At 59.6% G+C, this 24964-nt stretch carries 24 protein-coding genes; 10 read left to right on the top strand and 14 right to left on the bottom strand.

Annotated features, from left to right (window positions below):
* Positions 1-111: 111 nt before the first annotated feature.
* The gene (locus G518_RS0111040) at positions 112-1074 is read right to left on the bottom strand and encodes a Bug family tripartite tricarboxylate transporter substrate binding protein (protein WP_028602598.1); all 963 of its coding nucleotides are present in this window, start codon (positions 1072-1074) and stop codon (positions 112-114) included.
* A gap of 112 nt (positions 1075-1186) precedes the next feature.
* Entirely contained in the window at positions 1187-1957 is a 771-nt protein-coding gene (locus G518_RS0111035) for a sulfite exporter TauE/SafE family protein (protein ID WP_028602597.1), read from the bottom strand.
* Positions 1958-2052: 95 nt separating this feature from the next.
* Here G518_RS0111035 and G518_RS0111025 point away from each other — a divergent pair, with 95 nt between their 5' ends.
* The gene (locus G518_RS0111025; protein WP_169457928.1) at positions 2053-3372 is read left to right on the top strand and encodes an aminotransferase-like domain-containing protein; all 1320 of its coding nucleotides are present in this window, start codon (positions 2053-2055) and stop codon (positions 3370-3372) included.
* A gap of 69 nt (positions 3373-3441) precedes the next feature.
* Here the strand turns inward: G518_RS0111025 and pstS are convergent, their stop codons facing one another.
* Positions 3442-4554: a phosphate ABC transporter substrate-binding protein PstS gene (gene pstS, locus G518_RS34705; RefSeq protein WP_051236425.1), complete on the bottom strand. Its 1113-nt coding sequence runs from the start codon at positions 4552-4554 to the stop codon at positions 3442-3444.
* Positions 4555-4562: 8 nt separating this feature from the next.
* The gene (locus G518_RS0111015) at positions 4563-6248 is read right to left on the bottom strand and encodes a Na/Pi cotransporter family protein (protein WP_028602594.1); all 1686 of its coding nucleotides are present in this window, start codon (positions 6246-6248) and stop codon (positions 4563-4565) included.
* A gap of 238 nt (positions 6249-6486) precedes the next feature.
* Between G518_RS0111015 and ppk2 the strand changes: the two genes are divergently transcribed.
* Positions 6487-7428 carry a polyphosphate kinase 2 gene (gene ppk2 / locus G518_RS0111010; RefSeq protein ID WP_028602593.1) on the top strand — a complete coding sequence of 314 codons (942 nt, stop codon included), beginning with the start codon at positions 6487-6489 and terminating at the stop codon, positions 7426-7428.
* Positions 7429-7694: 266 nt separating this feature from the next.
* Here the strand turns inward: ppk2 and G518_RS0111000 are convergent, their stop codons facing one another.
* Positions 7695-8438 (bottom strand): SDR family NAD(P)-dependent oxidoreductase, encoded by a 744-nt coding sequence (locus tag G518_RS0111000; RefSeq protein ID WP_028602592.1) that lies wholly within the window; start codon positions 8436-8438, stop codon positions 7695-7697.
* Positions 8439-8633: 195 nt separating this feature from the next.
* Positions 8634-9572: an Lcl C-terminal domain-containing protein gene (locus tag G518_RS0110995; protein WP_028602591.1), complete on the bottom strand. Its 939-nt coding sequence runs from the start codon at positions 9570-9572 to the stop codon at positions 8634-8636.
* 411 nt (positions 9573-9983) lie between these two features.
* Between G518_RS0110995 and G518_RS0110990 the strand changes: the two genes are divergently transcribed.
* From G518_RS0110990 to G518_RS0110980, 3 genes are read left to right on the top strand one after another with little or no spacing between them, the layout of a single operon-like run.
* The gene (locus G518_RS0110990; RefSeq protein WP_028602590.1) at positions 9984-10169 is read left to right on the top strand and encodes a hypothetical protein; all 186 of its coding nucleotides are present in this window, start codon (positions 9984-9986) and stop codon (positions 10167-10169) included.
* Positions 10156-10884 carry a c-type cytochrome gene (locus tag G518_RS34700; protein WP_051236423.1) on the top strand — a complete coding sequence of 243 codons (729 nt, stop codon included), beginning with the start codon at positions 10156-10158 and terminating at the stop codon, positions 10882-10884. Before G518_RS0110990 ends, G518_RS34700 begins: the two co-directional genes overlap by 14 nt.
* Positions 10881-11924 carry a c-type cytochrome gene (locus G518_RS0110980; RefSeq protein ID WP_084651692.1) on the top strand — a complete coding sequence of 348 codons (1044 nt, stop codon included), beginning with the start codon at positions 10881-10883 and terminating at the stop codon, positions 11922-11924. Before G518_RS34700 ends, G518_RS0110980 begins: the two co-directional genes overlap by 4 nt.
* A gap of 32 nt (positions 11925-11956) precedes the next feature.
* Here G518_RS0110980 and G518_RS0110975 read toward each other — a convergent pair whose 3' ends face one another.
* From G518_RS0110975 to G518_RS0110940, 8 genes are all read right to left on the bottom strand, one after another.
* Positions 11957-13447, bottom strand: a complete 1491-nt coding sequence (locus tag G518_RS0110975; RefSeq protein WP_245597955.1) for an ABC transporter permease — start codon at positions 13445-13447, stop codon at positions 11957-11959.
* A 49-nt stretch (positions 13448-13496) separates the two neighbouring features.
* Entirely contained in the window at positions 13497-14348 is an 852-nt protein-coding gene (locus G518_RS0110970; protein ID WP_051236421.1) for a formate dehydrogenase accessory sulfurtransferase FdhD, read from the bottom strand.
* Between the two features lie 86 nt (positions 14349-14434).
* Positions 14435-14815, bottom strand: coding sequence for a hypothetical protein (locus G518_RS0110965; protein ID WP_028602586.1), 381 nt, complete (start codon positions 14813-14815; stop codon positions 14435-14437).
* 33 nt (positions 14816-14848) lie between these two features.
* On the bottom strand, positions 14849-16084 hold the full coding sequence (locus G518_RS34695) for a formate dehydrogenase subunit gamma (protein ID WP_036594367.1): 1236 nt from the start codon (positions 16082-16084) through the stop codon (positions 14849-14851).
* 22 nt (positions 16085-16106) lie between these two features.
* A complete protein-coding gene (locus G518_RS0110955; RefSeq protein ID WP_036594364.1) occupies positions 16107-16364 on the bottom strand; it encodes a hypothetical protein in 258 nt (85 codons plus the stop codon).
* Positions 16361-16954, bottom strand: coding sequence for a formate dehydrogenase FDH3 subunit beta (gene fdh3B, locus G518_RS0110950; RefSeq protein WP_028602584.1), 594 nt, complete (start codon positions 16952-16954; stop codon positions 16361-16363). The genes G518_RS0110955 and fdh3B overlap by 4 nt, the downstream gene beginning before the upstream one ends.
* Positions 16955-16964: 10 nt before the next feature.
* Complete coding sequence (locus tag G518_RS0110945) at positions 16965-19943, bottom strand: formate dehydrogenase subunit alpha (protein WP_028602583.1); 2979 nt, start codon at positions 19941-19943, stop codon at positions 16965-16967.
* Positions 19944-19959: 16 nt separating this feature from the next.
* Positions 19960-20187 carry a hypothetical protein gene (locus G518_RS0110940; RefSeq protein ID WP_028602582.1) on the bottom strand — a complete coding sequence of 76 codons (228 nt, stop codon included), beginning with the start codon at positions 20185-20187 and terminating at the stop codon, positions 19960-19962.
* Positions 20188-20372: 185 nt separating this feature from the next.
* Between G518_RS0110940 and G518_RS0110935 the strand changes: the two genes are divergently transcribed.
* The 5 genes from G518_RS0110935 to mobA are packed head-to-tail and all read left to right on the top strand — an operon-like array spanning position 20373 to position 24843.
* Positions 20373-20864 (top strand): DUF3305 domain-containing protein, encoded by a 492-nt coding sequence (locus G518_RS0110935; protein WP_245597954.1) that lies wholly within the window; start codon positions 20373-20375, stop codon positions 20862-20864.
* A 5-nt stretch (positions 20865-20869) separates the two neighbouring features.
* Entirely contained in the window at positions 20870-21523 is a 654-nt protein-coding gene (locus G518_RS0110930; RefSeq protein WP_028602580.1) for a DUF3306 domain-containing protein, read from the top strand.
* Positions 21435-23606, top strand: a complete 2172-nt coding sequence (locus tag G518_RS0110925) for a 4Fe-4S binding protein (protein WP_028602579.1) — start codon at positions 21435-21437, stop codon at positions 23604-23606. Before G518_RS0110930 ends, G518_RS0110925 begins: the two co-directional genes overlap by 89 nt.
* Positions 23603-24223: a TorD/DmsD family molecular chaperone gene (locus G518_RS0110920; RefSeq protein ID WP_028602578.1), complete on the top strand. Its 621-nt coding sequence runs from the start codon at positions 23603-23605 to the stop codon at positions 24221-24223. The genes G518_RS0110925 and G518_RS0110920 overlap by 4 nt, the downstream gene beginning before the upstream one ends.
* A gap of 23 nt (positions 24224-24246) precedes the next feature.
* A complete protein-coding gene (mobA, locus tag G518_RS0110915) occupies positions 24247-24843 on the top strand; it encodes a molybdenum cofactor guanylyltransferase MobA (RefSeq protein ID WP_028602577.1) in 597 nt (198 codons plus the stop codon).
* Positions 24844-24964 lie beyond the last annotated feature (121 nt).

Genomic DNA, 24964 nt, shown 5'->3' with positions numbered 1-24964 from the left:
GCCTGGGTGAGCAGTTCTTCCAGACTGTTCATCGGCATCACAGATGTCAAGTTCAGAATCTTCACGCCTGCCAGCGGACCGGAGGCGGAAGCCGAATGCGGAGCGGTCTACCTACTCCGGACGAATCCCTGCCTGCTTGATGAGGGCGCGCCAGTGAGCCAGTTGGTCTGCCACGTACTTGGCAAACTCCTCTGGGGTCTTGCTCGGCCAGGTTTCGAAGCCCAACTGGCCCAGTGCCGCTTGCACTTCTTTGTCGGCCAGAACCTCTTGCAGTTCCAGGTTCAGCTTGTCCACCACGGGCTTGGGCATGCCTGCAGGGCCGAAGATTCCGTTCCAGGACGTCAAGTCAAATCCTGGGACTTCCTTGGCGATAGGCACGGCGTCGGGCATCGATTTCAGCGGCGCTTTCGTGGTGACACCCAGAACTCTGACACTCCCCGCGTTGATCATGCCCATGCCGGAGCCCAGATCCACTACATACATCTGTATAGACCCGCCGATCAAATCAGTAAGGGCCTGCGGGCTCGACTTGTAGGGGATGGCAACTATATCCAGACCAGCAATCTGCTTGATGGTTTCCGAGGCCACCAGTGAAGTGCTGTTGGGCGTGGCGTAAGAGTATTTGCCGGGATTGGCCTTGACCTGCTCAATCCACCCTTTTAGCGACTTGGCGGGATCGCTTTTTTGTACCACCAACGCGAACGGAAGTTCGCCCACACGGGCGACCGGCGTGAAGTCCTTGATCGGGTCGTACTTCAGATTGACGACGAGGCTGGGGTTAGCAGAGTGCGACGTATTGGTCGTCATGAACAAGGTGTACCCATCAGGCTTGGCCTTGGCTACAAACTGAGCACCAATCTGGGCGTTTGCGCCTGCCCGGTTATCGATCAGCACAGGTTGCTTCAGGCGCTCACCGAGCTTCTTGGCAACAATGCGCGCCACGGAATCAGTGCCGCTGCCGGCAGCGAATGGCACAACCATGGTGACCGGCGCAGAGGGATAGGTCTGACTCACGGCCGCGCAAGCACCCAGCAAGCCAATCGCCAGGGTCAAGGCGCGAGGAATAATCTTCATGAAGCGTCTCCGGTTGTAATTTGAATTGCACCGTCTTATTAAGCGATGTGTCGCTATCTTCATGGTTCCAATGATTTTCGTCCAATCCTGTTTTAGGTTGGAACGATTTCTTTTATGAATCGTTGAGGGAACTGACCAGCAACTTCAGAGCGACCAGGATGCTCACCACCCAGGTAATGGTTTTGATGAACCGATCGCCGAGCACTTGGGTTGCCCTGGCGCCCAGGAGACCACCCGCGGCGCAACCAATGCCTAGCGGAATGGTCACTGACCATGGCACCACACCATTCCACATGAACACGGCCACCGATGCGGTTGAGATGACCAGGCTCAAACGCGTACCTAGCGCTGCGGCGCTCGATGGCGAGTGGCCGTGTAAGGCAACTAACGCCCAAATGAGAAAAACGCCAAAGCCAGCGCCGAAGAAGCCAGAGTAGATGGCCAGAGCCAGCATCGCCAGGAAACCCGTCGCTCGTTGTGCTCTCGTTGGCGCGGCGCTTATTCCGGCCTTATGTCTTGTGGCGTGGAACGTGCCCGCAATGGAGACGATGAGCAAGGTCAAGACAAGGCCGTTCATGCGCTCCGGATTCAACGCGGCCAACACCTGGGCGCCAGCAACTGCACCGAGCAAGCACATGGGCCATATCCACCATGGCATGGCGACTGCCAGCGCGGGTTGCTTTTTTGCGTGCGCGATCGAGCCCGTGAGGAAGGAGGCCCACAACGCCACCTTGACTGCGATGACGCTTACTGTCGCTGGTACACCCAGGAGCATAAGCAGCGGGACACCAATCGTGACACCGCCACCTGCGGTCACAGCCACGACACCGCAGAGGACCCCCAGCGTGGTCATGAGCGCTGCATGCGGAAATCCTATGTCCATCAGAAAGCCTCCCAGCTCGTTTTCATTGCAGTGTTCTCTCCATGCAATTTTCTGGAGAGTGTCCACGAGATCAAGGTGACAATAGTCACATTGTCATGAGTACATTGAAGCTCTACGAGCACCTCGCTAACGAACTGTCCAAAGCGATAGGGGATGGTCTCCTTCCGGGCGGCAGCGCTTTGCCTACTCATCGCGAGTTTGCAAGAGAGCAACGCATCGGCCTGAGCACCGCAACGCGCGTCTATGCAGAGCTGCAACGTCGTGGCCTGATCATCGGGGAGGTTGGGCGTGGGACGTTCGTGCGAGAACGTCCCATCGGGGCCGGTGCTCTATCAGAGGCCGTGCGCTATACGACCATGGCACGGACCGCGGAGTCTATAGACGCCCCAACGCTGCGGCGTGCTTTGAGAAGCTTATCGGCGTTACCTAATATCGAACGGCTGGCGGCACAAGTTAGCTCTCTTGGAAGCCCATCCATCAGGCGGGGGCTGGCAATGCACCTTGAGCGCGCAGGACTCACGATTGATCCTGCGCAGATCGCGACCGCAGGTGGCGGCATGGCTGCAATGCGGTTGGCAGCGCTCGTTGCGCTGAAGCGCGGACAGCGAGTTGCCGTGGATGAGATCACATACCCCGGATGGCGGTTGGTGAGTGAACAGCTGGGCCTCGATGTCGTGCCGGTCCCGGTTGACCAGCATGGCCCGGTGCCGGAAGCCCTCGAACAGTTATTTCGCCGCAAACGTATCACTGCCTTGCACTGCATGCCCACCGCCCACCTTCCGCTTGGCTGGGTTGTACCAGCGCAGCGGCGGCGCGACATTGCTGCGCTGGCGTGTGAACACGAGGTGGTTCTCCTCGAAGATGTCACCTACAACCATCTTGCTCCCACCGCTCCGCGGACGTTTGCGCAGCTTGCGCCTGAGCGAACGGGGCTCATAGGCAGCCTTTCAGGCGTCATGGGAGATGGGCTGCGTTTCGGGTACCTCGTCGCACCCAGACCGCTGGGGGCAACAACGGAGCGGGAGGCACTTTCATGGGGGCTGGCTACGCCACCACTGGTTGCGGAGCTTGCCCATCTTTGGCTTGGCGAGGGCTTGCTTGCTTCCTTACAGAGCGCTCAGCTTGAGCACGCAAAGCAGCTATGGGATGCGATCTCGGGCGCAGGACTCAAGCCAAAGAGTCCGTCCCGCGCTGGTTGGACGCTCTGGTTGCCGTTGCCGAGCGGTGGGCGGTGCGAGGAGGTCGCCTTGCAGCTTCGTCAGCAAGGAATTGATGCGCTTTCCAGCGAACCCTTTGCCACTGCAGCACGCAAACCGAACGCTATCGTGGTTCGGATGCGTTCGATGACTGCAATACGGCTGAGAGAGATTGCCCCCACGATCCTGTCAGTTTGCGGCTTTTCTCGTCATCGTTGACCAGTACTTTGGCGCCATTGCCGATAAGCACTGGCCCCGAGTTCAAAAGCTGCCGCAGGCCGGGTAAATTCAAGTCAGTTGCAGTTGTGCGCGAACCTGCTGGGCCGTGGATGCCGGGAGGGCCACATAGCCGAGGTTGCGGGCGCTACTCTGCCCATTGGCAAGCGCCCATGCCAGGAAGTTGCGCGCACGCCGGTCGCCGCCTTTTGCGGGTAGCTGGTTCAAGACAGCCAACACCGTGGCAGCAATGGGGTAGCTTGCGCTGCCGGGCGCATTCACGTAGGTAGGCAGCTCGTCCTGGCCTGGCTCAGCGCGCCAGGGCGGAGAAGACCGTGCAGCCGCTTCGATGGCCGCCGTGTTTGGGACAACGAAATGCCCCGCAGCATTTTTGAGCTGAACCACGCTCAAGCGTGCCGCAGACGCTTGTACGGCGTCCAGATAACCGATAGCGCCGGAAGTGGCGCTAACGGTGCGTGCCATTCCGCTGCTGCCGCGCGCAGAAACATTCCCGGGCCAGCCCACTACGGCATCCACACCGACCGCATCGCGCCATTCGGTATCTTGAGTAGATAAATAGCGGGTCAGTGTGTAGGTGGTGCCCGATCCTTCGATACGGTGCACCGGCACAATGGCCAGGGCGGGCAGGGTGGCACCCGGGTTCAGCGCCGCTATGGCTGGATCGTTCCAGCTCTTGATACGGTTGCGGTAGATGGCGGCGAGGGTTGCACCATCAAGGCGCAGCGGGGCCTTCAGGCCAGGCACGTGGGCGACGATGGCCACGCCACCCAGCACGATGGGAGCTTGCAGCAGCCCCTGCGCGCTCAGCGCTCGGCCGGACAGCGGTAATTCGCTAAAAGCGAAGTCCACGGCCTTGGCCTGTAGGCGTTGCAATCCTGCCAACGAGCCGATGGCTTCGTAGTCCAGCGCGGCGCGGCCAAGCATGTCGCCGTCTAGCCCGGCATTGCCCGCTGCGTGGTGAGCGCCCAACTGGCCGTCACGGTATTGCTTGATCCATTGCTGGATCAGCGGTTGTACGAAGGTTGAACCAGCACCCTTGAGCAGTGCTTGTCCATATTCGTCCTGTGCGAACGCCAGCGGCGCTGCAAAACCGGCCAGAGCGCCGGTACCTGCCAGTTGCAGGAGCCGTCGGCGCGCCGTGAAATAGGTGGGCTTCGTAGGCATGCCTGTCCTTAGGCCGGGACGGCAAGTGGGCCGGGGAGTGTTTGATCTGCAGTGGGCGCGCGGCCAGCGTCCAGTTCGCGCGAGACGGACTGGCGTTCGTCAGCAATGCGCTGAACCAGATTCAATGCACGCTCAGCGCTACCCAGCAGCGTCAGGATGGCACCACGCTCATCCCAGTTCAGTTTTTGCGCGGCGTCGAGGCTGCGTTCGCGCAAAGCGGCAATTTGGCCGGAATGCACTTGTGGCAGGTAAACGCCTTGTGGGCCATTCTTGACGGCGGGCTCCACGATATCCAGTACGGCCGAGACGATAGCCTGGCCGTTGGCGGAAAAGAGCTGGCGTTCGATGCGGCGGGTAATCTGCGAGAGAGTCTCCGTCAGGCTGGCGCTGAAGTCTTCTTCTTCGATCAAGCTGGCGAGCAGGTTGGTTTGGTGCGGCGTCAGGTCGTTCTTGAACAGTTGTGCTGTATAGCCGCGGATTTCCTTGCTCAGGGTATCCAAAGCGAGCTCATGATCGCCGACGTTCTTCAGTGCCGTTTCGTCGCCTCGGGCGGCAGTCATCAATAAGCTGGTACCTTGGGTGTAACGCCCCAGTTCTCTGCTCACGTTGGCCACGCCTGCGTTGAAGTCTCCCAGGGCGCCACGGTCCAGAAAGCGTGGCAAGGAGTAGTCTTCCTCGTCATCCCGGCTTGAGCCGATGCGCGAGAGCACTCGGTCGAACACACCGATGAACGGGAACATGAGTACGGTGTTGAAGATGTTGAAGCCTATGGAATACAGCCCGACCGCCAGCGGCACCAACGGGAATGTTTCCTTGCCATCCACCACTACGGACTTGGCGACATCCATGCCGAACATGCTCATCACCCACTGCAATAGATCCATGGAAAGAAAGAACAGTGGGAACATCACGGCCACGCCGATGAAGTTGAACGAGATATGGGCGTAGGCAGCGCGTTTGGCTGTCTTTGACAGGTTCAACGAAGCCATCCATGAGGTGATGGTGGTGCCCAGGTCTGCACCGAGCGAGAACGCTACAGCGGTCTGCCAATCCAGAATGCCCGCGGCACCCAAGCCCATCACGATACCGATGGTGGCGGAGGACGAATGGATCATGGCAGTGATGCCGGCAGCCGTCAGTACGCAGATGGCCAGGCCAGTGAAGCTGTCGGCCCGCAGGCTCGAAATAGCAGACATCACTTCAGGCATGTTCCGCAACGGCTTGAGACCGCCCGTCAACAGATTCAGGCCATAGAAGATCAACGAGAAGCCAATCACGGCGAGGGCGATGTTGCGCGTCTTGGCAGTTTTTCCAAACACGTACACCAGACCAAACAGGCCAGCACTAATGAGCCCCAGTGGCCCCAGCGGCAACGCAATCAGTCCATTGCCCAATGTGGTGCCTATGTTGGCCCCCATGATCACACTGATGGCTGGCCGCAGCCCCACCACACCGGCGTTGACCAATCCCACGACCATCACTGTCATCGCTGTGCTCGACTGAAGCACGCCTGTGATCAATGTACCCGCGGCCAGGCCTTTGACGGGTGTGCCCGCCAGTTTGGCTAGCCAAGCCCGCATCTTGTTGGCGGCCAGGTTGTTGATGCCGTCGGACATGAATTCAAGTCCGAGCAAAAATATGCCTAACCCGCCGATGACAGGCACCAGCAATTCTTTAAAGATATCGATTTCCATGGATTTGGTGTTTGGTTGTGGCCCGCTTTTTTGAAGGCGGATGACCTTGGGTCCAGGATGCAGAGATCCGCACCTCCCTGGCACGGCCGTGGGGAGTCTATGGCTCTTAAGTGACAAGATGATGACCAGGGTGTAGCGGCTTTGTGACGGATATACCCTGAGGAGAAATAGCGTCATTTCTTCGACATGAAGCGCTCATAGCATGGCCAGTTATCTAGACAACTCTTGAATATTCGCCATGAACGATCGCATAGAGATTCCCCATCACGAGCAGGTAATTCGCAACATCAGCCGCGATCTGGTGGACAGCTACGACGAGGAACTTGAGCAGGAAATCGACGACGCTGGCCTGGGTGACCCCAGCGTCCTCGAAGCGCTGGGTATCAGCGACGATGCCCCCGAAGGCCAACTTGGCCGGCGCACCTATTTCAGTGAGTTGCTGCGCCTGCAGGGCGAGCTCGTCAAGCTGCAGGACTGGGTACAGCACAGCAAGGAAAAGGTGGTCGTGATCTTTGAAGGCCGTGACTCCGCAGGCAAGGGCGGCGTCATCAAGCGCATTACCCAGCGACTGAATCCGCGTGTGTGCCGTGTTGCTGCACTGCCTGCACCTAACGATCGCGAACGCACGCAGTGGTACTTTCAGCGCTACGCTACACACCTGCCTGCTGGCGGGGAAATTGTGCTGTTTGATCGCAGTTGGTACAACCGGGCGGGTGTAGAGCGTGTGATGGGTTTTTGCTCTGAAGATCAGTACGAAGAGTTCTTCCGTTCCGTGCCTGAGTTCGAACGCATGCTGGTACGTTCAGGCATTCGCCTCATCAAGTATTGGTTCTCCATCACAGATGAGGAGCAGGAGTCCCGCTTCCTGGCTCGCATTCATGATCCGCTCAAGCAGTGGAAGCTCAGCCCCATGGACGTAGAGGCACGCAGCCGCTGGGAAGACTATACGAAGACCAAGGAGACCATGCTGGAGCGCACCCACATCCCGGAAGCTCCATGGTGGATCGTACAAGCCGTGGACAAGAAAAAGGCACGCTTGAACTGCATCAGCCACTTCCTCGAACAGATCCCGTACCAACCTGTGGTGCACGACGAAGTGGTGTTGCCGGAGCGCGTGTACCACGCGGACTACACGCGCCACCCTGTACCTGCGGATATGTACGTGCCGGAACGCTATTGAGGGCTGAAGCGCTTTCGGGGGCAGAAGGCCGCAAGGCGCACGCTGCCTCTTTGGTTCAGCACTTGGGTTGGAGGTTTTCAAGCTGCCTGGCGAGTTCAAGGCGCTGCGGCTGATCACTCCAAAGCTGGAAGCCGATCCGGGTTCTGCGGCAAACTGAAAGGCTGAGCATTGGCTTTAGCGACTGCTCAGCCGGGTCTTCGCCCTTCAGCGCCGGCAGGCGAATTTGTGCTCTCGACCCCAAACCGACCTAGGCTGCCTTTTCAGCGTTACGTGAGATTCAATCCACCATCAGAAAGCAAAATGTCGCCCGTCAAATAGTTGGACTCAATGAGCATTGACACCGCTTGTGCAATATCTTCAGGGCTTGCTGCCCGCCGCATGGGTGCACGCTCTCTCCACATCTGCTGGGCCTGCGTCCAGTCAGCGGTCAACGGCGTATCCACAAGCCCAGGAGCGACAGCATTTACACGAATATCTGGAGCCAATGAGATCGCCAGCAAGCGCGTGACATGATTCAGCGCCGCTTTCGTTGCGGCGTAGGGGATAGAAGCCCCTTTTGGGCGAACACCCGCATGCGAACTCACATTAATCACGCAAGCAGGCGTTCCAGCAGCTGCAGACGCCCGCAGTGCGGCTTCCGCTTCTGCAACGATACGAAACGGCGCAATCACATTGACCTCATGCAGCTCGTGCCATATGTCAGGAGTAGCAGCCGCCATATCGGCATGTGCAATCACGCGGCTGATTCCGGCATTGTTCACTACGACGTCTAAACGCCCCCATTGCGCGACGGCCTCTTGCACCAGTCGTATCCGGTCAGCGTCAACAGCGAGGTCTGCTTGCACATAAATAGCCTCACCCAGCTCACGCGCCATAGAGATGCCCACCTCCACAGAACTGCGTGAATGCAAAACGACAGCGAAGCCCTCTTTAGAAAGCCGGCGCGCTATCGCCTCTCCAATACCTGAAGTGGATCCCGTCACAAGAGCAACACGCTGCGGTTGGCGCATAGAGAATTTGAATGGAGTTAAAAGATATGTACTTTACATACAGTGAATGATGCTGCATGTTCAGGAGATGCCTGTCGAAGTTGGCACCTCCGGCTCATAAAGGTAACCCGCTCTAATTGTCTTAACGTCAGGTTCTGGCCGCTATTGCCCGTTCGCAAGCCAGCCTGAAAGCAGTCGAAACATCCGCATGTCGCATCAAGGCAATGTAGGCCTGCTCTGCTTGCGTTCCGATGAAGCTGTCCGATGAACGCTGATCCACCCCGCAAAAATTAACCCGAGAGACAGCACACCCAGGCCCCATGGCGACACCGCAGGCACTGGTACCGGGGCAACTGATGGCCTCGCTGCTCCCAAGAGATTCGGTGTGGTGAATCGAAGCGTCATGACTGGTGTTGGCAAGAAGCTGCCGCTCGCGGTAGCAGAAAAGTAGAGTGCGTAGGCTGTTCCGGGCTGCAGCCCCGTCACGGAGAAAACCTCATCCTGCTTCTCATTGAGAACCATTCTCTGGCCGCTTTGCATCAGCGCACCTGAGCTGGGTGCGCCGGTGGTGGCTGGCCATACTTCCCAGTAACCTCTGCCATCCCGATCTGAAGTCACCTGAACGTTGGCCGAGGCTCCTCCTCGCTCTGGTGTCACCACGAGCCCCGAGATCTCTGGCATTTGCTTGGAGCGCACAAGACGAACTGGGAGCGAGAGGGTTTTGAAAGTTTCGCGCATTCCTCCGCTGGCTTTTGCTTCAAGCGCCCAGGCCATCAAGGAGTTGCTTTCGTCGTTACTCCAATACTTGCGCACGGAAGGTTGAGGGAAGAATGTCTCGTCGATCTGGTAGTTGACGGTGCCGCGGTACAGATCGGTCAGTTCGCGCCGGGTTGGAACGCGCCAGGCCATGTGATGGCCGCAGCGGCTGTAGTTGGCGGCCACGGTGTTGGCTGAGACCCAACTCGCGGGCAAGACTTCACTTGACCAGATCAGTTGGGTACCGGTGTCTAGCACGCAGGCATGACTGCCTGCGGAGGTCATGGTGACTCCCTGGGCATCTAACGGAACGAACCAACTAGGCGCTGCACTGGCCGGTGCCCATAGCAAAGCAATAGACAGCACCCACGCCACCCGCATGGTGGTGCTCAGGAACATGGGAGTCGGGAATGTTGCCGCGATGTCCCGGAGAGTTCTTGCAAAAGGGAAATTGATGGGGATCACTTTTTACCTAAATCAATAGGTGTAAAAGTGTAATCCTCGTCGTCGTTGCGGGACTCTGGAACGCCAGGAATTGGATTTTTTGAATACTTTAGATCCACATTTTTTGACTGGGCCGTAGATGCCTTACCGCCAGCCTGATCGCCACGTACGATGAGTACCCTGCGCACCTACTTGCCTGAGCTATTCAGCGTGATGCTCCCGTGGAAGGGCTGCTAGCGAGCTGTATTGCCACCCGTGTATCGTAAAAATGGTACAAATGTACTAATATTGCCGCTCGAAAAATATACGCTGCGTCTTGATAATGTCCTGGGATTGAGATCTACAAGAAGGCAAAAGGAGACCCCGATGACTACCCCCAACGGTTCCGAACTGCGCATCCTTGTGCATGCGCCTACTGCCGGCGCGGCGCGTGTTTGTGTCAACGCCGAAGCGGTAGTGGCCATGTTGGATGCACGTGATGTAGCCGCGGACGCGAATACGATCGCGATCGCCGGAAGCCAATGTGAAGGAGGTCGTTATGTTCGGGCGTGAGTGGCGCTTGGCGCCGATGCTCATGGCAGGGGCTATTGCTGTGAGTCATGCTCCGGCGCTGGCGCAGCAGGCCACCGTACCTCAGGGGCGGCAGATCACTACCCAGAGCACGCCACCCGGCGTGGCGGCCTGCATCGCTTGCCACGGCGCGCAAGGCGAAGGCAGCGCGGCCTTTCCGCGGTTGGCCGGCACAGGGCAGGCCTATTTGCAGAGACAACTCGACGCCTTCGCCGATGGGAGCCGAAAGAACGCCATCATGCAGCCTCTTGTGGAGAAGCTTTCGTCCACTGAGCGCACCGCGCTGGCGGTGTATTACAGCCAGTTAAAGCCTCCGTTCCTGGCGGATGACATGGCGTCGCCTACGCCAGACAACACTGGGGCGTGGCTCGCCACGCGCGGACGCTGGGCAGATCAGCTACCCGCATGCGCACAATGCCATGGGTATGGGGGCAGCGGTGTTGGCACCCAGTTCCCGCCGCTTGTGGGGCTGCCCGTTGCTTACATCACAGAGCAGCTTCAAGCCTGGAAGTCAGGCACACGGACACCCGGGCCGCTGGGCTTGATGTCGGCGGTGGCGGAAAAGCTGTCCAACAATGACGTCGACGCTGTCGCGGTCTACTATGCCGGACTCACCGCGGCACCCGCGGTCAGCCAGGAGGCAGCGAAGGCCACGACCAAAACCGTCCAACCTACTAGCAAGGGGCGCCAGCCATGAGCACACCATCGTCTGGTAACGGCACAAAGAAGCCACGCTTCAATGGTCTGGCCCTCTTCGCTGGCGGCGCTGTCGTGATCGCGCTGGGAGTGGTGATTGGCGGGAACATCATCCTCGATCGATCTCTTAACGCACTCGAGACTCCACAGACAAAGCAGACAGCGCAGAATGCCGCAACATCCATAACCATGGCAGCATCTTCGGCGCAGGCCACGCCCGTCGCCGCCGCCAAGGCTCCGGTTGTCAGCACCGCGTTTTCTCCACCGCCGGAAAGCGCTATGCCTGGCGGTGACTACGGCAAGGTCGTTCGCCTGGGCGAGCAGATCTTCATGCAGACTGGCAAGTACGCCGCCCGCTACGTCGGCAATGACCTCAACTGCGCCAGTTGCCACCTCGATGCGGGTCGCAAGCCTGATGCAGCGCCAATGTGGGCGGCATTCGTCCGCTACCCCGCTTTCCGCACCAAGACTGGCAAGGTTGACACACTGGCCGCACGCATCCAGGGTTGTTTTGAGTTCAGCATGAACGGCAAGGCGCCGCCGCTGGACGACGAGATCATTACAGCGCTACAGACCTATGCGTTCTGGCTCGCCAAGGGGGCACCGGTGGGCGCAACCCTGCCGGGCAGCGGTTTCCCCAAACTCAAGGCACCCGCTCTGCCGCCTGACTACGCGCGCGGGGAGAAGGTTTATGCCCAGAATTGCGCGCTGTGCCACGGTGCGGATGGCCTGGGCCAGCGTGCCGGTGATCATCAAGTGTTCCCGCCGCTATGGGGGCCGAGGTCTTTCAATTGGGGCGCGGGCATGCATCAACTTGGCAATGCGGCGGGCTTCATTCAGGCCAATATGCCGCTGGGTAAGGGCGGCACACTGAGCGAGCAGGATGCGTGGGATGTGGCGATATTCATGAACAGCCACGAGCGTCCGCAAGATCCGCGCTTCCTGGGCACAGTGGAGGCTACACGCAAGAAGTACCATGACGACCCGGCAGATTCGATGTATGGCAGCACAGTCAACGGACACGTACTGGGATCGCAGTAACCCGCTCATGCGCGGCGGAATCCCACACGACCTCAGCGCCAGCCGAGTTCGCCCTGTAAAAATTGCGCAGCTTCGGTAGGCAGCGGTTCACCTTCAAAAAACTCCTGGACCGGTCTCTGCACAATGAGCTGGCCACCCTGGAGATAAGCCACGCGTGTGGCCAGTCGTTTGGCTTGCCCCAGGTTGTGCGTGCTCATCACAATGGTCACGCCCGTGGCGGCCACTTCTTCTATCAGGCGTTCAATTTCTGCTTTAGCGCTGGGGTCCAGACTCGCCGTGGGTTCATCCAGAAAAAGAATGTCGGGCTGCAAGGCCCAGGCGCGAGCAAGTCCAAGGCGTTGCTGCTGGCCGCCCGAAAGCTGGCGGGCAGGGCGCTCTGCATGCTCCAGCAGGCCTACGCGGGCCAGGGCTCGTTGGCAACGTTCACGGCGCTCGTTTGATGGCACACCGTAAAGCCAGAGGCCGAGCCAGATGTTGCGCTTCACGGAGAGGCTGAGAAGGAACGGGCGCTGAAACAGCATGGAGGCGCGGGGCAGCCGGCCTTCAGGTTGAAGCGGCAGATGTTCGCAGCGGCCTGCATCACAGGGCAGCAAGCCGTGCATCAGGCGCAGCAGCGTGGTTTTTCCGGAGCCGTTGGCGCCTACCAAAATCAGGCGATCAGCGCGGTTCAGCGTGAGCGTTGCTTTACTCAATGCGACCACCTGACTGAAGCGCACGGTGGCTTGGTCGATCACTATAAGGGGCGAGGGTGCAGCGGTGATCAGGTCTGGGGTGGAGTTGGCGGGCTGTGTGGGCGCGGTGGGCAATGGCACATTGGCCACTTGGAGTTTGTGCTGCTGGCGATTGCTAAGCCATTGCATCAAGCCGATGGCACCGTTGACCACGCCCACCACCGCTAGCAGCACAAAGCCCAAGGCGAGCGCCAAGGCAAGATCGCCCTTGCTGGTTTCAAGTGCGATGGTGGTGGTCATCACGCGGGTAACGCCAGCGATATTTCCACCCACAATCATGACGGCCCCGACCTCCGCAATGGCTCTGGCGAATGCGGTAAGCAGCACGGTGACCACGCCCATGCGGTCATGCACGAGCATCAGCAAGGATGCGGTGAGTGGGCGTGCTCCCAGGGATTGCAACTGGCTGCCGCCTTCGGCCAGTGCTGAGAGCACCAGGCGGCGAGACAGTGCGGCAATCAGCGGGGTGACCAACACGCTTTGTGCCACCACCATGGCGGGCGGTGTGAACAGAATGCCCAGCTCGCCCAGGGGGCCGGATCTTGATAGTAGCAAGTACACCAGCAGACCGACCACCACCGCAGGAAGCGCTAGCAGTGTGTTGACCAGCCAGACGAGCAGGCCATGTCCCGGGAACCTGGCCACTGCAAGCCACGCACCCAGCAACAGGCCGATCAGGGAACCGACGAGGCAGGCCGTCGCACTGACCTGCAGCGAAAGCAGGGTGATGTGAACGAGCTCAGAATCGGCTTGGGTGATGAGTTGCCAAGCCAGCGCCCAGCTGTTGGTCATGGTGTTCATTTGCCACGGGTTTTACCATGGCCGGTGCCGGCGCTGGAACTCAGTCCGCGATAGCGTGCACTTCTGGCTGTTGCTGTGCTTCGGGCTGCAACTCGGGTTCGGCGTCGAACCGGTCGAAGCCGGTGTAGCAAAGAAAGTGGCGATTGGCGGCGCGGCCAAAGAGTGTCATGCCCAGCTGCGATGCAAGATCGTGCCCCATGGCGGTGACGCCGTTGCGCGAAACGACGATGGGCACGCCCATCTGTGCGGCCTTGATGACCATTTCACTGGTCAGTCGGCCGGTGGTGAAGAACACCTTGTTAGCCCCCGTAACGCCGTGCATGAGCATCCAGCCTGCGATGGTGTCAATGGCGTTGTGGCGGCCCACGTCTTCTACAAAGACCAGCATGCGCTTGCCTTCGAACAGTGCGCAGCCGTGAACTGAACCCGCACGGCGATGCACGCTGTCGCGCTGGCGCAAGGTGTCTAGCAGGCCGTAGAGCTGGGTTTGGGTGATGCGTGCAGAGCGCGCGTTTGGCAATTGAATATCACCCAGCGCGGTCATGGCGTCGCCAAACACGGTGCCCTGGCCGCAGCCTGTGGTCACGGTGCGGTGCGCGGTGCGCGCTTCCAGATCGGCAATGCCCGCGCTGGTAGTTACGGCGGCGGCGTTCACTTCCCAATCGACGGTGATGGAGGTCACATCTGTCAACCGGGTAATCAGGCGCTGGTTGAGCAGATAGCCCAGCACCAGAAGCTCGGGGCGCACACCCAGGGTCATCAGGGTGACGAGCTCGCGCTTGTCAATGAACACGGTGAGCGGGCGTTCCGCGGGAATCTGGATGCTGCGCCGCACGCCATGCTGGTCAAGAATTTCGATGTCGCGTAGGAGAGCGACACCGGCATGGGTCATGCGCGGCGCTGAGGGCAGGGGAGCGAGCGTGGGCGTTGATGTTTCAAAACCTAGCGCGCTCTCCGCCGCTGGAAGCGAAAGGGGGATCAGGGTTTGTTTCCGGTTGGTGCGGCGGTGGGTTGGCCTGTACTGGGGGGCGTGGCCGCAGTCGCAGGAGGCGAATGTGCACCAGAGGCTTCAATGGGTTTGGGCTCGGGCGGGGTGTAGCTGAAAGGGCCGGGGTCCGCGCAAGGTGGTGTGGTCACGGGTTGCACGGTCTTGCCGGCAGCGCGAGCCTGCGTAAGGTAGCTCGCCGCCACGCGATCCTGGGATTGGCACAGTTGGTAGCCGGCGATCTTGTCGCTCCAGGCAGTTTTGGCGGCGGCTTCAGCCGCCTTGGCCTTGGCTTCGTCAGACAGGGCTGGCAGTTTGGCCATGGCGCTGCCAGCGGTCAGAGCCAGAGCCATCAGCGCGATGTGGGCTTTCATGTGGAGTCTCCGTATGCTTGGGCGTTGCGTGCTTCAGGCTTCGCGGGTGGTGGGCAGTGGCGCGGCGCCGCCGGAGGAAGCTTTGCCGGAGCGTTGTGCCGGGATCTTGCCTGCCTTGACGTCGTCGTACCATAGCTCGTGGTGTTCCTTGGCCCAGCCTTCGCTGACATAGCCGGTACGCATGGCTTTGTATGCGCCATGCATGCCCACAGTGCCCAGATAGATATGGCCGAAGATGATGCACAGCATCAGCACGGCGGCAACGGCATGGAACATATGGGCCACTTGCATCTGGCCACGGGTGTAGAGCATGTTTGGGATCAGGTGATCCAGAACGAGCCCGGACGCCACAATGGTGATGCCCAGCACAAACGCGCCCATCCAGAAAACACCTTTTTCACCCGCGTTGAACCGGTGTGAAGGTACTTCCTGGCCAGAAAAAAGGCCGCCAGCTTTTTTGAGCCATGCCACATCCCATGCACGGGGGAGATTGTCTTTAAGGAAGGTGGCAATGATGACCAGCAATGTCACGGCAAACAGCGGGCCGACGAAGTTGTGCAGGGTCTTCAAACCGAAGGTGATCCACCCGAAGAGCGTGTGGCCCATCCACGGCAACAGCAAGAATTTTCCAAATGCCATGACCAGACCGGAAATGCCCAGCAGCACAAACGCAATGGCGTTAAGCCAATGGGCAGAGCGCTCAAACGGAGTGAAACGCTCAATTCGTTTGCCTTCGTCTGCATGCTTGTGGCCTATGGTGCCACGCGTAGCGTAGAAGATCCCAATGGCCACCAACACGACCAGCATCAGCGAGCCGCCGTAAGGAATGATGATGCGATTACGCACTTGCCGCCATGCTTCACCCGCCGTGGCGTAGCTCGCGCCAGGGTAGTTTTCAAAGCGCTGGATCAACACGCCTGTTTCCACACCCTTGATATTCGTGATGCCGGACACTTCGCCGGAATTACGTACGCCGCGCCAGAAAGGTGCATTGTTGCCGGGTTGCGATTTACCGCGCGCTGCGTTGCTGTCATCCGCCTTGGGTTCGGCAGGTGCGACAAAACCAGCAGGCGGGCCTTTGGCTGCATCTACAGCTACGGCAGCCGCAGGGGTTGCCTGGGTTGATGCGTCGGTCGGGGTCGCGGCCGGCGCCGCGGTTGCGGCAGCTTGTGCCACCGGCTGCGCAGCAGGAGATGGCTGCGCCTGTGCCAACGCACTGGCGGCGCCGAGCAGGCCTACAGCCAACCAGCGAGAGAACACCGTTTTCATCGTGGGAGCCTCCGCTTTGGGTTTACGGCGCCATGCGCACGTATTCGTTTTGGCTGCGGTTGCGCTGTTTGATCTGCGCTTCCCAACTGGCCTTGTCGCCGGGCGTCCAGCCGGGGGCGTCGAAAGCTTTCTTGCCGCCGTTCCATGGCTTATCGTCAGCGGATGAATGCGTGGTGCCCGCGGTCTGCGGTTTTTCACTGCAGGCGGCCAGAAGCACGGTCATGGCCGCTGCAACCAAAACCAGTCGCAATTTTGGATTTTGAGCTTGGTTGTGCTTCATGATTTTGGCTTCCCGTAAGCAGTACCCCAACCCCAGACTTCGCTGCCCTTGCCGCGGTGGAGCACACGGGTGCGGAAGATGTCGGCTACGACGTCGCCGTCGCCAGCCAGCAAGGCCTTGGTAGAGCACATTTCTGCGCAGGCGGGCAGCTTGCCTTCGGAGAGGCGGTTGCGGCCGTATTTTTCGTTTTCTGCAGCGCTGCCGGTTTCTTCCGGGCCGCCATTGCAGAACGTGCATTTGTCCATCTTGCCGCGCATGCCAAAGGCCCCATTGCTGGGGAACTGCGGCGCGCCAAACGGGCAGGCGTAACTGCAGTACCCGCAGCCAATGCACACATCCTTGTCATGCAGAACCACACCTTCATCGGTGCGATAAAAGCAATCTACCGGGCACACTGCCATGCAGGGTGCATCGCTGCAGTGCATGCAGGCCACTGAAATGCTTTTCTCGCCCGGCTGGCCATCGCCCATGGTGACCACACGGCGGCGGTTTACACCCCACGGGACATCGTTCTCGGCCTTGCAGGCGGTCACGCAGCCATTGCATTCAATACAGCGCTCGGAGTCGCATATGAACTTCATTCTTGCCATGTTGTTCTCCTTATGCGGCTTTTTCGATTTGGCACACGGTGGTCTTGGTTTCTTGCATCATCGTGACGCTGTCGTAACCATAGGTAGTGGCGGTATTGACCGCTTCGCCGCGCACGACGGGCATGGCGCCTTCTGGGTAGTACTTGGCCAGGTCCATGCCGCCCCAGCGGCCGGAGAAGTGGAAGGGCAGGAACACGGTGCCTGCGTCTACACGCTCGGTGACCAGGGCTTTGACCTTCAGGCCCTTGAACTCAGGCACCGCAGCCATCGGCGGGGTCTTTACCCACACGTCATCGCCGTCACGTATGCCACGGTCATTGGCTGCACGCGGGTTGATCTCAACGAACATGTCTTGCTGCAATTCAGCCAGCCAAGGGTTGGAACGGGTTTCTTCGCCGCCGCCTTCGTACTCGACCAGACGGCCTGAGGTCATGATGAGCGGGAAAGTCTTGCCGATGTCTTTGTTCTTCTCCTGCACGCTCTTGTAGAGAGTGGGCAGACGCCAGAAGGCCTTCTTGTCGTCGTGCGTGGGGTACTTGTCTATCAGGTCAGCGCGCGTGCTGTACAGCGGTTCGCGGTGCTGCGGAATAGGATCTGGGAAGTTCCACACCACGGCCCTTGCCTTGGCATTGCCAAAAGGGTGGCAGCCATGGTTTTTCATGGTCACGCGGATGATCGCGCCCGTGGGGTCAGTCTTCCAGTTCTTTCCTTCGGCGGCCTTTTGCTCGGCTTCGCTCAGCTCGCCCCACCAGCCCAGCTTCTTGAGAAGCAGGTGATCGAACTCTGGGTAGCCAGTGGTCAGGTCAGCGCCCTTGCTGTGCGAGCCATCAGCCGCCAGCAGCGAAACCCCTTCGCGCTCCACTCCAAAGTTGGCGCGGAAGTTCCCGCCGCCATCCATCACGTGTGCGCTGGTGTCGTACAGATTGGCGGTGCCTGGGTGTTTCAGCTCAGGAGTGCCCCAGCACGGCCAAGGCAGGCCGAAGAAATCTCCATCCAGCTTGTAGCCGGTTTCCTTATCAATTCCGCCCTTGGCGCGCAGCGTCTTCACATCGAAGACGTTCATGTTGCGCATGTGGGCTTTCAGGCGTTCCGGGCTTTGGCCGGTGTAGCCAATAGTCCAGACGCACTTGTTGATTTCGCGCAAGATGTCCTCAGGCACGGGCTCGTCCATGCCCTTGACCTTTTGCATCTTGTAGTTCTTGACCAGTTCTTTGCCAAAGCCCAGCTTCTCGGCCAGCTGGTACATGATCATGTGGTCGGTGCGGCTCTCCCACAGAGGCTCAATCACCTTCTCGCGCCACTGCAGGGAGCGGTTGGAGGCCGTGCAGGAACCACTGGTCTCGAACTGCGTGCAGGCCGGGAGCAGGTAGGTGGCGCGGTTAGGGTTCAGCTCACCGGGCTTGCCAGGCATGGCGGCCATGGCCGCCGTGGCGCTAGGGAAGGGGTCAATGACCACCAGAAGATCAAGCTTGTCTAACGCGGTCTTCATCTCCAGACCGCGGGTCTGCGAGTTGGGTGCATGGCCCCAGAAGAAAAGACCACGCAGGTTGCTGTCTTGGTCGATCAGCTCATTTTTCTCAAGCACGCCGTCAACCCAGCGTGACACAGTCATGCCGGACTTGGTCATCATGCCTGGCGCATACTGCTTTTTGATCCACTCAAAGTCCACGCCCCAGGTGTTGGCGAAGTGCTTGAAAGCGCCTTCGGCCAAACCATAGTAGCCAGGCAAGGAGTCAGGGTTGGGGCCCACATCGGTGGCGCCTTGCACGTTGTCGTGGCCGCGGAAGATGTTGGCGCCACCGCCTGATTTACCGATGTTGCCCAGAGCCAACTGCAAGATGCAAGAGGCTCGGACCATGGCGTTGCCAATGCTGTGCTGCGTTTGGCCCATGCACCACACCAGCGTGCTGGGGCGGTTTTCGGCCATGATCTTGGCTACTTTGTAGGTGGTGGCTTCATCTACGCCGCAAACTTCTTGCACCTTGTCTGGTGTCCACTTGGCCAAGACGTCTTCACGCACTTTATCCATGCCGTAAACACGGTTCTCGATGTATTTTTTGTCTTCCCAGCCGTTCTTGAACACCTGGTAGAGCACACCGAAGAGGAAGGCAATGTCGGTACCGGAGCGAATGCGCACGTATTCGTCAGCCTTGGCGGCCGTGCGGGTGAAACGGGGGTCCACCACGATCATCTTGCAACCCGTTTCCTTGGCATGCAGCATGTGCAGCATGGACACCGGGTGCGCCTCAGCGGCATTGGAGCCAATATAGAGCGCCGCCTTGGCGTTCTGCATGTCGTTGTAGGAGTTGGTCATGGCACCATAACCCCAGGTGTTTGCCACCCCAGCCACTGTGGTGCTGTGGCAGATGCGAGCCTGGTGATCGGTGTTGTTGCTGCCCCAGAAGGACATCCATTTACGCAGCAGGTAAGCCTGCTCGTTGTTGTGCTTGGAGGAGCCCACGATGAAGATGGAATCCGGGCCACTGGCTTTTTTCAGCTCCAGCATCTTGGCCGTGATCTCGGTCAGCGCCGTGTCCCAAGTGATGCGCTCGTACTTGCCGTTGACGAGCTTCATGGGGTATTTCAGACGAAACTCACCATGGCCGTGCTCGCGCAGTGCGGCGCCCTTGGCGCAGTGAGCACCCAGGTTAATGGGGGAGTCGAACACCGGTTCCTGGCGCACCCAGACGCCGTTTTCCACCACGGCATCCACCGCGCAGCCCACGGAGCAGTGGCCGCATACCGTGCGTTTGACTTCGACCTTGCCGGTGCCATTGCCGGCCTTGGCTGTATCAGCGGCATCGGCTTTCTTGACCAGCGTCAATTGTGAGGCTGCAATGCCGGCGCCTACACCCAGGCCAGAGCGGCGCAGGAAAGCGCGGCGGTCAATGGTGGGTACGGCGTGCGCGAGGCCTCGTGCGAGGTTGGCGACCATGCCCGAATGCGCAGGGCGACCGAGGGCGGAGCTGTTTTTACGGGTGAGTTGCATGTGCTGTTCCTCCCGCTCAGACCTTGGCGGTCCGGTAGTAATGCTTCACATGTTCGGTGAGCTGATAACCCTCGGTGGACGCTGGGGTTACTTTGGCGGCAGCAACTGAAGCAGACTGCTGAACAACACCGGGAAGCACAGCAGCTGCGGCTGCGGCGGCACCTACGACACCCGCACCGGCGAATACGGTACGGCGTGAAAGGGCATGCTTGCGCTCATCGCGCGAGGGGTCTGGCTTAGACATTTGGCTGAACCTCTTGTGGCTTTATCGCGGGGACTGCGACCATATTACCCTATAAGCATATGCTCTAGACCTCACAACTTGACTAGGGTTAGTACTTGGGAGTGTGGAAATGAGTGGCTGGGCTAAACTGTTTCTAAGACATCATCAAAAGACGCCTTGAAGCGTCAAACCACGGTATTTCCATAGTGTTCGTCAACGACAATCCCCCAACCCTGCGCGCTGCGGTGCGTATAGACCGCGTGCGGCAACCCTCCCGCTGGGAAGAATGGCGCTTTACGGTAGCTGAGGTGGTGATTGACGACGGCGGTTTTGGTGAGGAGCATCGGGTGCTGCGTGATGACGGAACATCAGCCCAATGGTTGTTTCCCAACCTGCCCGTCACCCTGTACCGTGATGAAGCCGAAGGCTATTACCTGAACCTCACTTCCGGCTCGCCTGTGTGGTTTGTGATGTGGCGTATTGACCATGCAGACCCATCTCAGGCTTGGCCTGAAAGCGTGAGCCTGTCGTACAACGAATGCGGTCGCTGGCTTGATGCGCAAGAGCGTGTCGACAACTGCCCGCTTGATGAAGGCGTGCGCGCTGCACTGCAGGAATATGTAGATATTCACTACCGTCCGGAGCCTAAAAAGCGCAAGCGTCCTGCTTCGTTTGTTGATCCGGAAAAGCGGCTCTGAACGCTATGGCAGAAAACGACGGCTTTCTTTCGCGCTGGTCCCAGCGCAAGGTGCGGGCCAGGCAAAACGATGCGCCTGCTGCTGAACCCACGTCTGAAGTGGCAGTTCCTGGGGCCTTGCCGACAGAAGTTTCGCCAAGCCTTGGGTTGCAGACGAGCGATGCACAAACCAAGCCCGCACCGCCCACTTTGGATGATGTGGCCGCACTTCATAAAGAGTCTGATTTCACGCGTTTTGTGACGCCGGAAGTCAGCGGTGATGTGCGCAATGCGGCGCTCAAAAAGCTGTTCACCGATCCTCATTTCAATGTGATGGATGGGCTGGACACCTATATTGAAGATTACAACACGCCTGATCCGCTGCCGGCATCCATGCTCAAGAAAATGGCTCAGGCGGCGTACCTGGGTCTGGTTGAACCCGAAGAAGTGTCAACCGAGGCCAGTGCGCAAGAAGCATTGCGCGCGCCCACAGGTCACCAAGAAGAAATTCCCCACGAATGCGCTGCCGGCAATGTACCGGAGGCCATTTCACACGCCGCAAATCCCGATGCGGCTGCGATGAAAGCACACGATGAAGACCCTGATCTGCGATTGCAATCGCACCATGACCCTGGACCGCCCGGCCCTGGCTCGGGCGCTGGAGGCAACACCCAAGGCTAGCGCTGCAGGTGTTTCCGATGTTCACTCCGTGCTCTGCCGGCGCGAAGCGCCAGCGTTTCAGCGCGCCGCCAAGTTGGGCGAAGAACTGCTGGTGGCCTGCACGCAGGAGAGCCGTCTGTTCCAGGAACTGGCTGAGCAAACGGAGGGCGCGCCCGGTCTTGCCGAGCGGCCCATCCGCTTCGTCAACGTGCGCGAAACCGGCGGCTGGTCGCGTGATGGCGCTGCCTCTACTGCCAAGCTGGCGGCGTTGATCGCTGCGGCGCAACTACCGCCGCCCGAACCGGTCTCTACCGTCAGCTATCGCTCTGCAGGGCGCTGCCTCGTTATTGGCAATGGTCCTCGCGCTGAAGCTGCCGCAACGATGCTGGAGGGCCCACTGGACGTCACGCTGCTGGTAGATGGAGGCGAGCTGCCTCAACAACACGAGCGCGTGGTCATGCGAGGACGTCTGAGTCGTCTGACAGGTTGGTTAGGCGCGTTTGATGCCTCATGGGAGAGTTCCAACCCTATCGATCTGGATTTGTGTACGCGCTGTAATGCCTGCATTTCGGCATGCCCTGAAGGCGCTATTGACTTCAGCTACCAGGTGGATCTGTCTCGTTGCACGTCTCACCGAGACTGCGTAACCGCCTGCCAGGCGGCCGGTGCCATTGACTTCAATCGCAGCGCACGCACCGATGAAGGGCGCTTTGATCTGGTGCTGGATTTGCAAGCAACACCGGCTTTCACCATGCACGAGCCACCGCAGGGCTATTTCCACGCGGCGGGCGATGATGAGCTGATTCGCGTGGTGATGGAGCTGCGTGAAATGGTGGGCGAGTTTGAAAAGCCCAAATACTTTCACTACGAGCAGCGGCTGTGCGCGCACAGCCGCAACCAGCAAATCGGCTGTTCGGCGTGCATTGATGTGTGCTCCACCCAGGCTATCCGTTCTGACGCTTTGCTCAAGGGAAAGACCGCTGGCCGCACGCGCGGCGTGGCGGCACCCCTGACTGCAGGTATTGTGGTTGAGCCCCATCTGTGTATGGGCTGTGGTGCTTGCAGCACCGTCTGCCCCACAGGTGCACTGAGTTTTTCTTATCCCGGCCCTGTGGATTTGGGCCGGCGCATTCACACGATGCTGAGCGCCTATTCCGCGGCTGGTGGTCGCCAGGCTGCGTTGCTGCTGCACAGCCAGAAAGAAGGCACTGAGCGCATCAATGCTCTGGGCCGGGCAGCCAGTACGGGCCGCGCTCACGGCGTACCCGCACGTGTGCTGCCATTGGCCTTGTGGCACAACGCCAGCGTGGGCCTGGATGTATGGCTGGCGGCCTTTGCGCAAGGGGCCAATCAGGTGTGGGTGCTGGTGGGTGATACCGAGGCCCCGCAATACCTGCAAGCCCTGAACGAGCAGATGGCACAGGCCCAGGCGATTGTGAGCGGTTTGGGTTTTGCCGGTGAGCATTTCAGGTTGATTACGGCCTCTGCGATCAGCGCGCTGGATGCCGCGCTGCAAGTGCCTGCCGCGCAGGGTGTTTCCAAACCTTCCGCATTCAACATTCTTTCGGACAAACGTGGCACGCTGGAGATGGCCATATCGCATTTGCTCTCGCACATGCCCACTCCTGCGGTAGTGCCCGATGTGATTGCGCTTCCCAGAGCCGGTGCGCTTTACGGCAGCTTGAAAGTGGACGCCAGCAAATGCACGCTGTGCCTGTCTTGCGTGGGCGCATGCCCTTCCAGCGCGCTGGCTGACAATCCCGATCATCCGCAGATCAAGTTCATAGAGAAAAACTGCGTGCAATGCGGTCTTTGCGAGACCACCTGCCCTGAGAATGCCATTGAACTGGAACCGCGTCTCTTGCTGGCTGATGGTGGCCGCACGAGGATTCAATCCCGCGTATTGCACGAAGCGCAGCCTTTTCATTGCGTGCGCTGTGCCAAGCCCTTTGGTACGCGGCTCGGCATTGAAAACATGATTGCCAAGCTTGCAGGTCATGCGGCGTTTCAGGGCGCTGCTGCTTCGCGGCTCAAGATGTGCTCGGATTGCCGAGTCATTGACATGTATTCCAATTCCAACGAACAACGCATTACTGAACTGTGACTACCCAGCCCATCAGCACTGAGCCTTTCAGCGAAGAAATCGCCCGCGCCGAACTCTACGGCTTGCTTGCGCGCCTATGGTTTGCACCACCGGACGCGGCCCTGTTCGAGCAGTTCAGCGTCGCCGTGACTGAAGCCCCGGAAGCCGGTGGATATCTTGAAGCGCCCTGGCAGGCGCTGGTGGCCACGTTCCGAGAAATGACTGTGGAATCTGCCGCACAAGAGTTTGCCGCGTTGTTTCAGGGTGTGGGCAAGCCTGAGGTGTTTGCCTACGGGTCATACTTTCTAGCCGGCTTTATGAACGAGAAGCCGCTCGCGCAGTTGAGGACTGATCTGGCCGCGTTGGGCCTGACGCGCGATTCCGCTCAATTCGAAACTGAAGACCACATTGCCTACGTGTTCGAAGTGATGCGCTACCTCATCGCCGGAGACGATGCCGGCGTGAGCAACCTCGAGCAGCAGCGTCGTTTTTTCCGCAACCATGTGCAGACCTGGGTCGAGCAACTGTGTGATGCCGTAGACGAGCAGCCGGGTGCGCGGCTGTGGCGAGCCATTGCCGCAATGACGCGGGCTTTTATGTTGGTGGAAGCGCAGGCCTTTGACCTGCTGGAAACGTGAGTGGAAAAGACATGAGCGGCAACATCATTCGCAAAGAAGACATCACTGGCCTGGTGCTGGCAGGCGGCAGGGGCAGCCGCATGGGCGGGGTGGATAAGGGCTTGCAAAACCACCGCGGGGTGCCCTTGGCGCTGCACGCCTTGTTGCGTTTGCAGCCGCAGGTGGGAGCCACCATGATCAGCGCCAATCGCAATCTCTCGGCCTACGAAGCCATGGCGCCTGTCTGGCCTGATTCCGTCGAAGGCTATGCTGGCCCGCTGGCCGGTTTGCTCACTGGAATGGAACGGGCCGAATCCCCTTGGCTGGTAACGGTGCCGTGCGATACGCCGGAGTTTCCGGAGGACTTTGTCGAACGTTTGGCTACGGCCGCGGCAGATCAGGGCGCAGACATCGCGATGGTGTCTACGCTGGAAGAAGGCGAAGTGCGAAGGCAGCCGGTGTTTTGCCTGCTGCGCACCGATCTGATGGATAGCCTGGTCGCCTATCTGCACTCAGGCGAACGCAAGTTCGACAAATGGACCGCACAGCACCGCGTGATTGAAGTTGTGTTTGAAGAAGCTGATGCGTTTTTCAACGCCAACACCAGGGAAGAGCTGCAGCAATTGCAGAAGTTGAAGTAGTTTCAGGTGGGACAGGAGCGGGGCAGATGCAGCCTATCTAGCGTGGCAATGCCCGGCCTGCCCTCAGCGTTTGACTTCAGCTCCCTCCCCCGCTGGGGGAGGGTTGGGGAGGGGGCACGCG

The organism is Ottowia thiooxydans DSM 14619 (assembly GCF_000422885.1).
GTDB classification, from domain to species: Bacteria; Pseudomonadota; Gammaproteobacteria; order Burkholderiales; family Burkholderiaceae_C; genus Ottowia; species Ottowia thiooxydans.
This window is presented reverse-complemented; position numbering and strand designations above follow the sequence as displayed.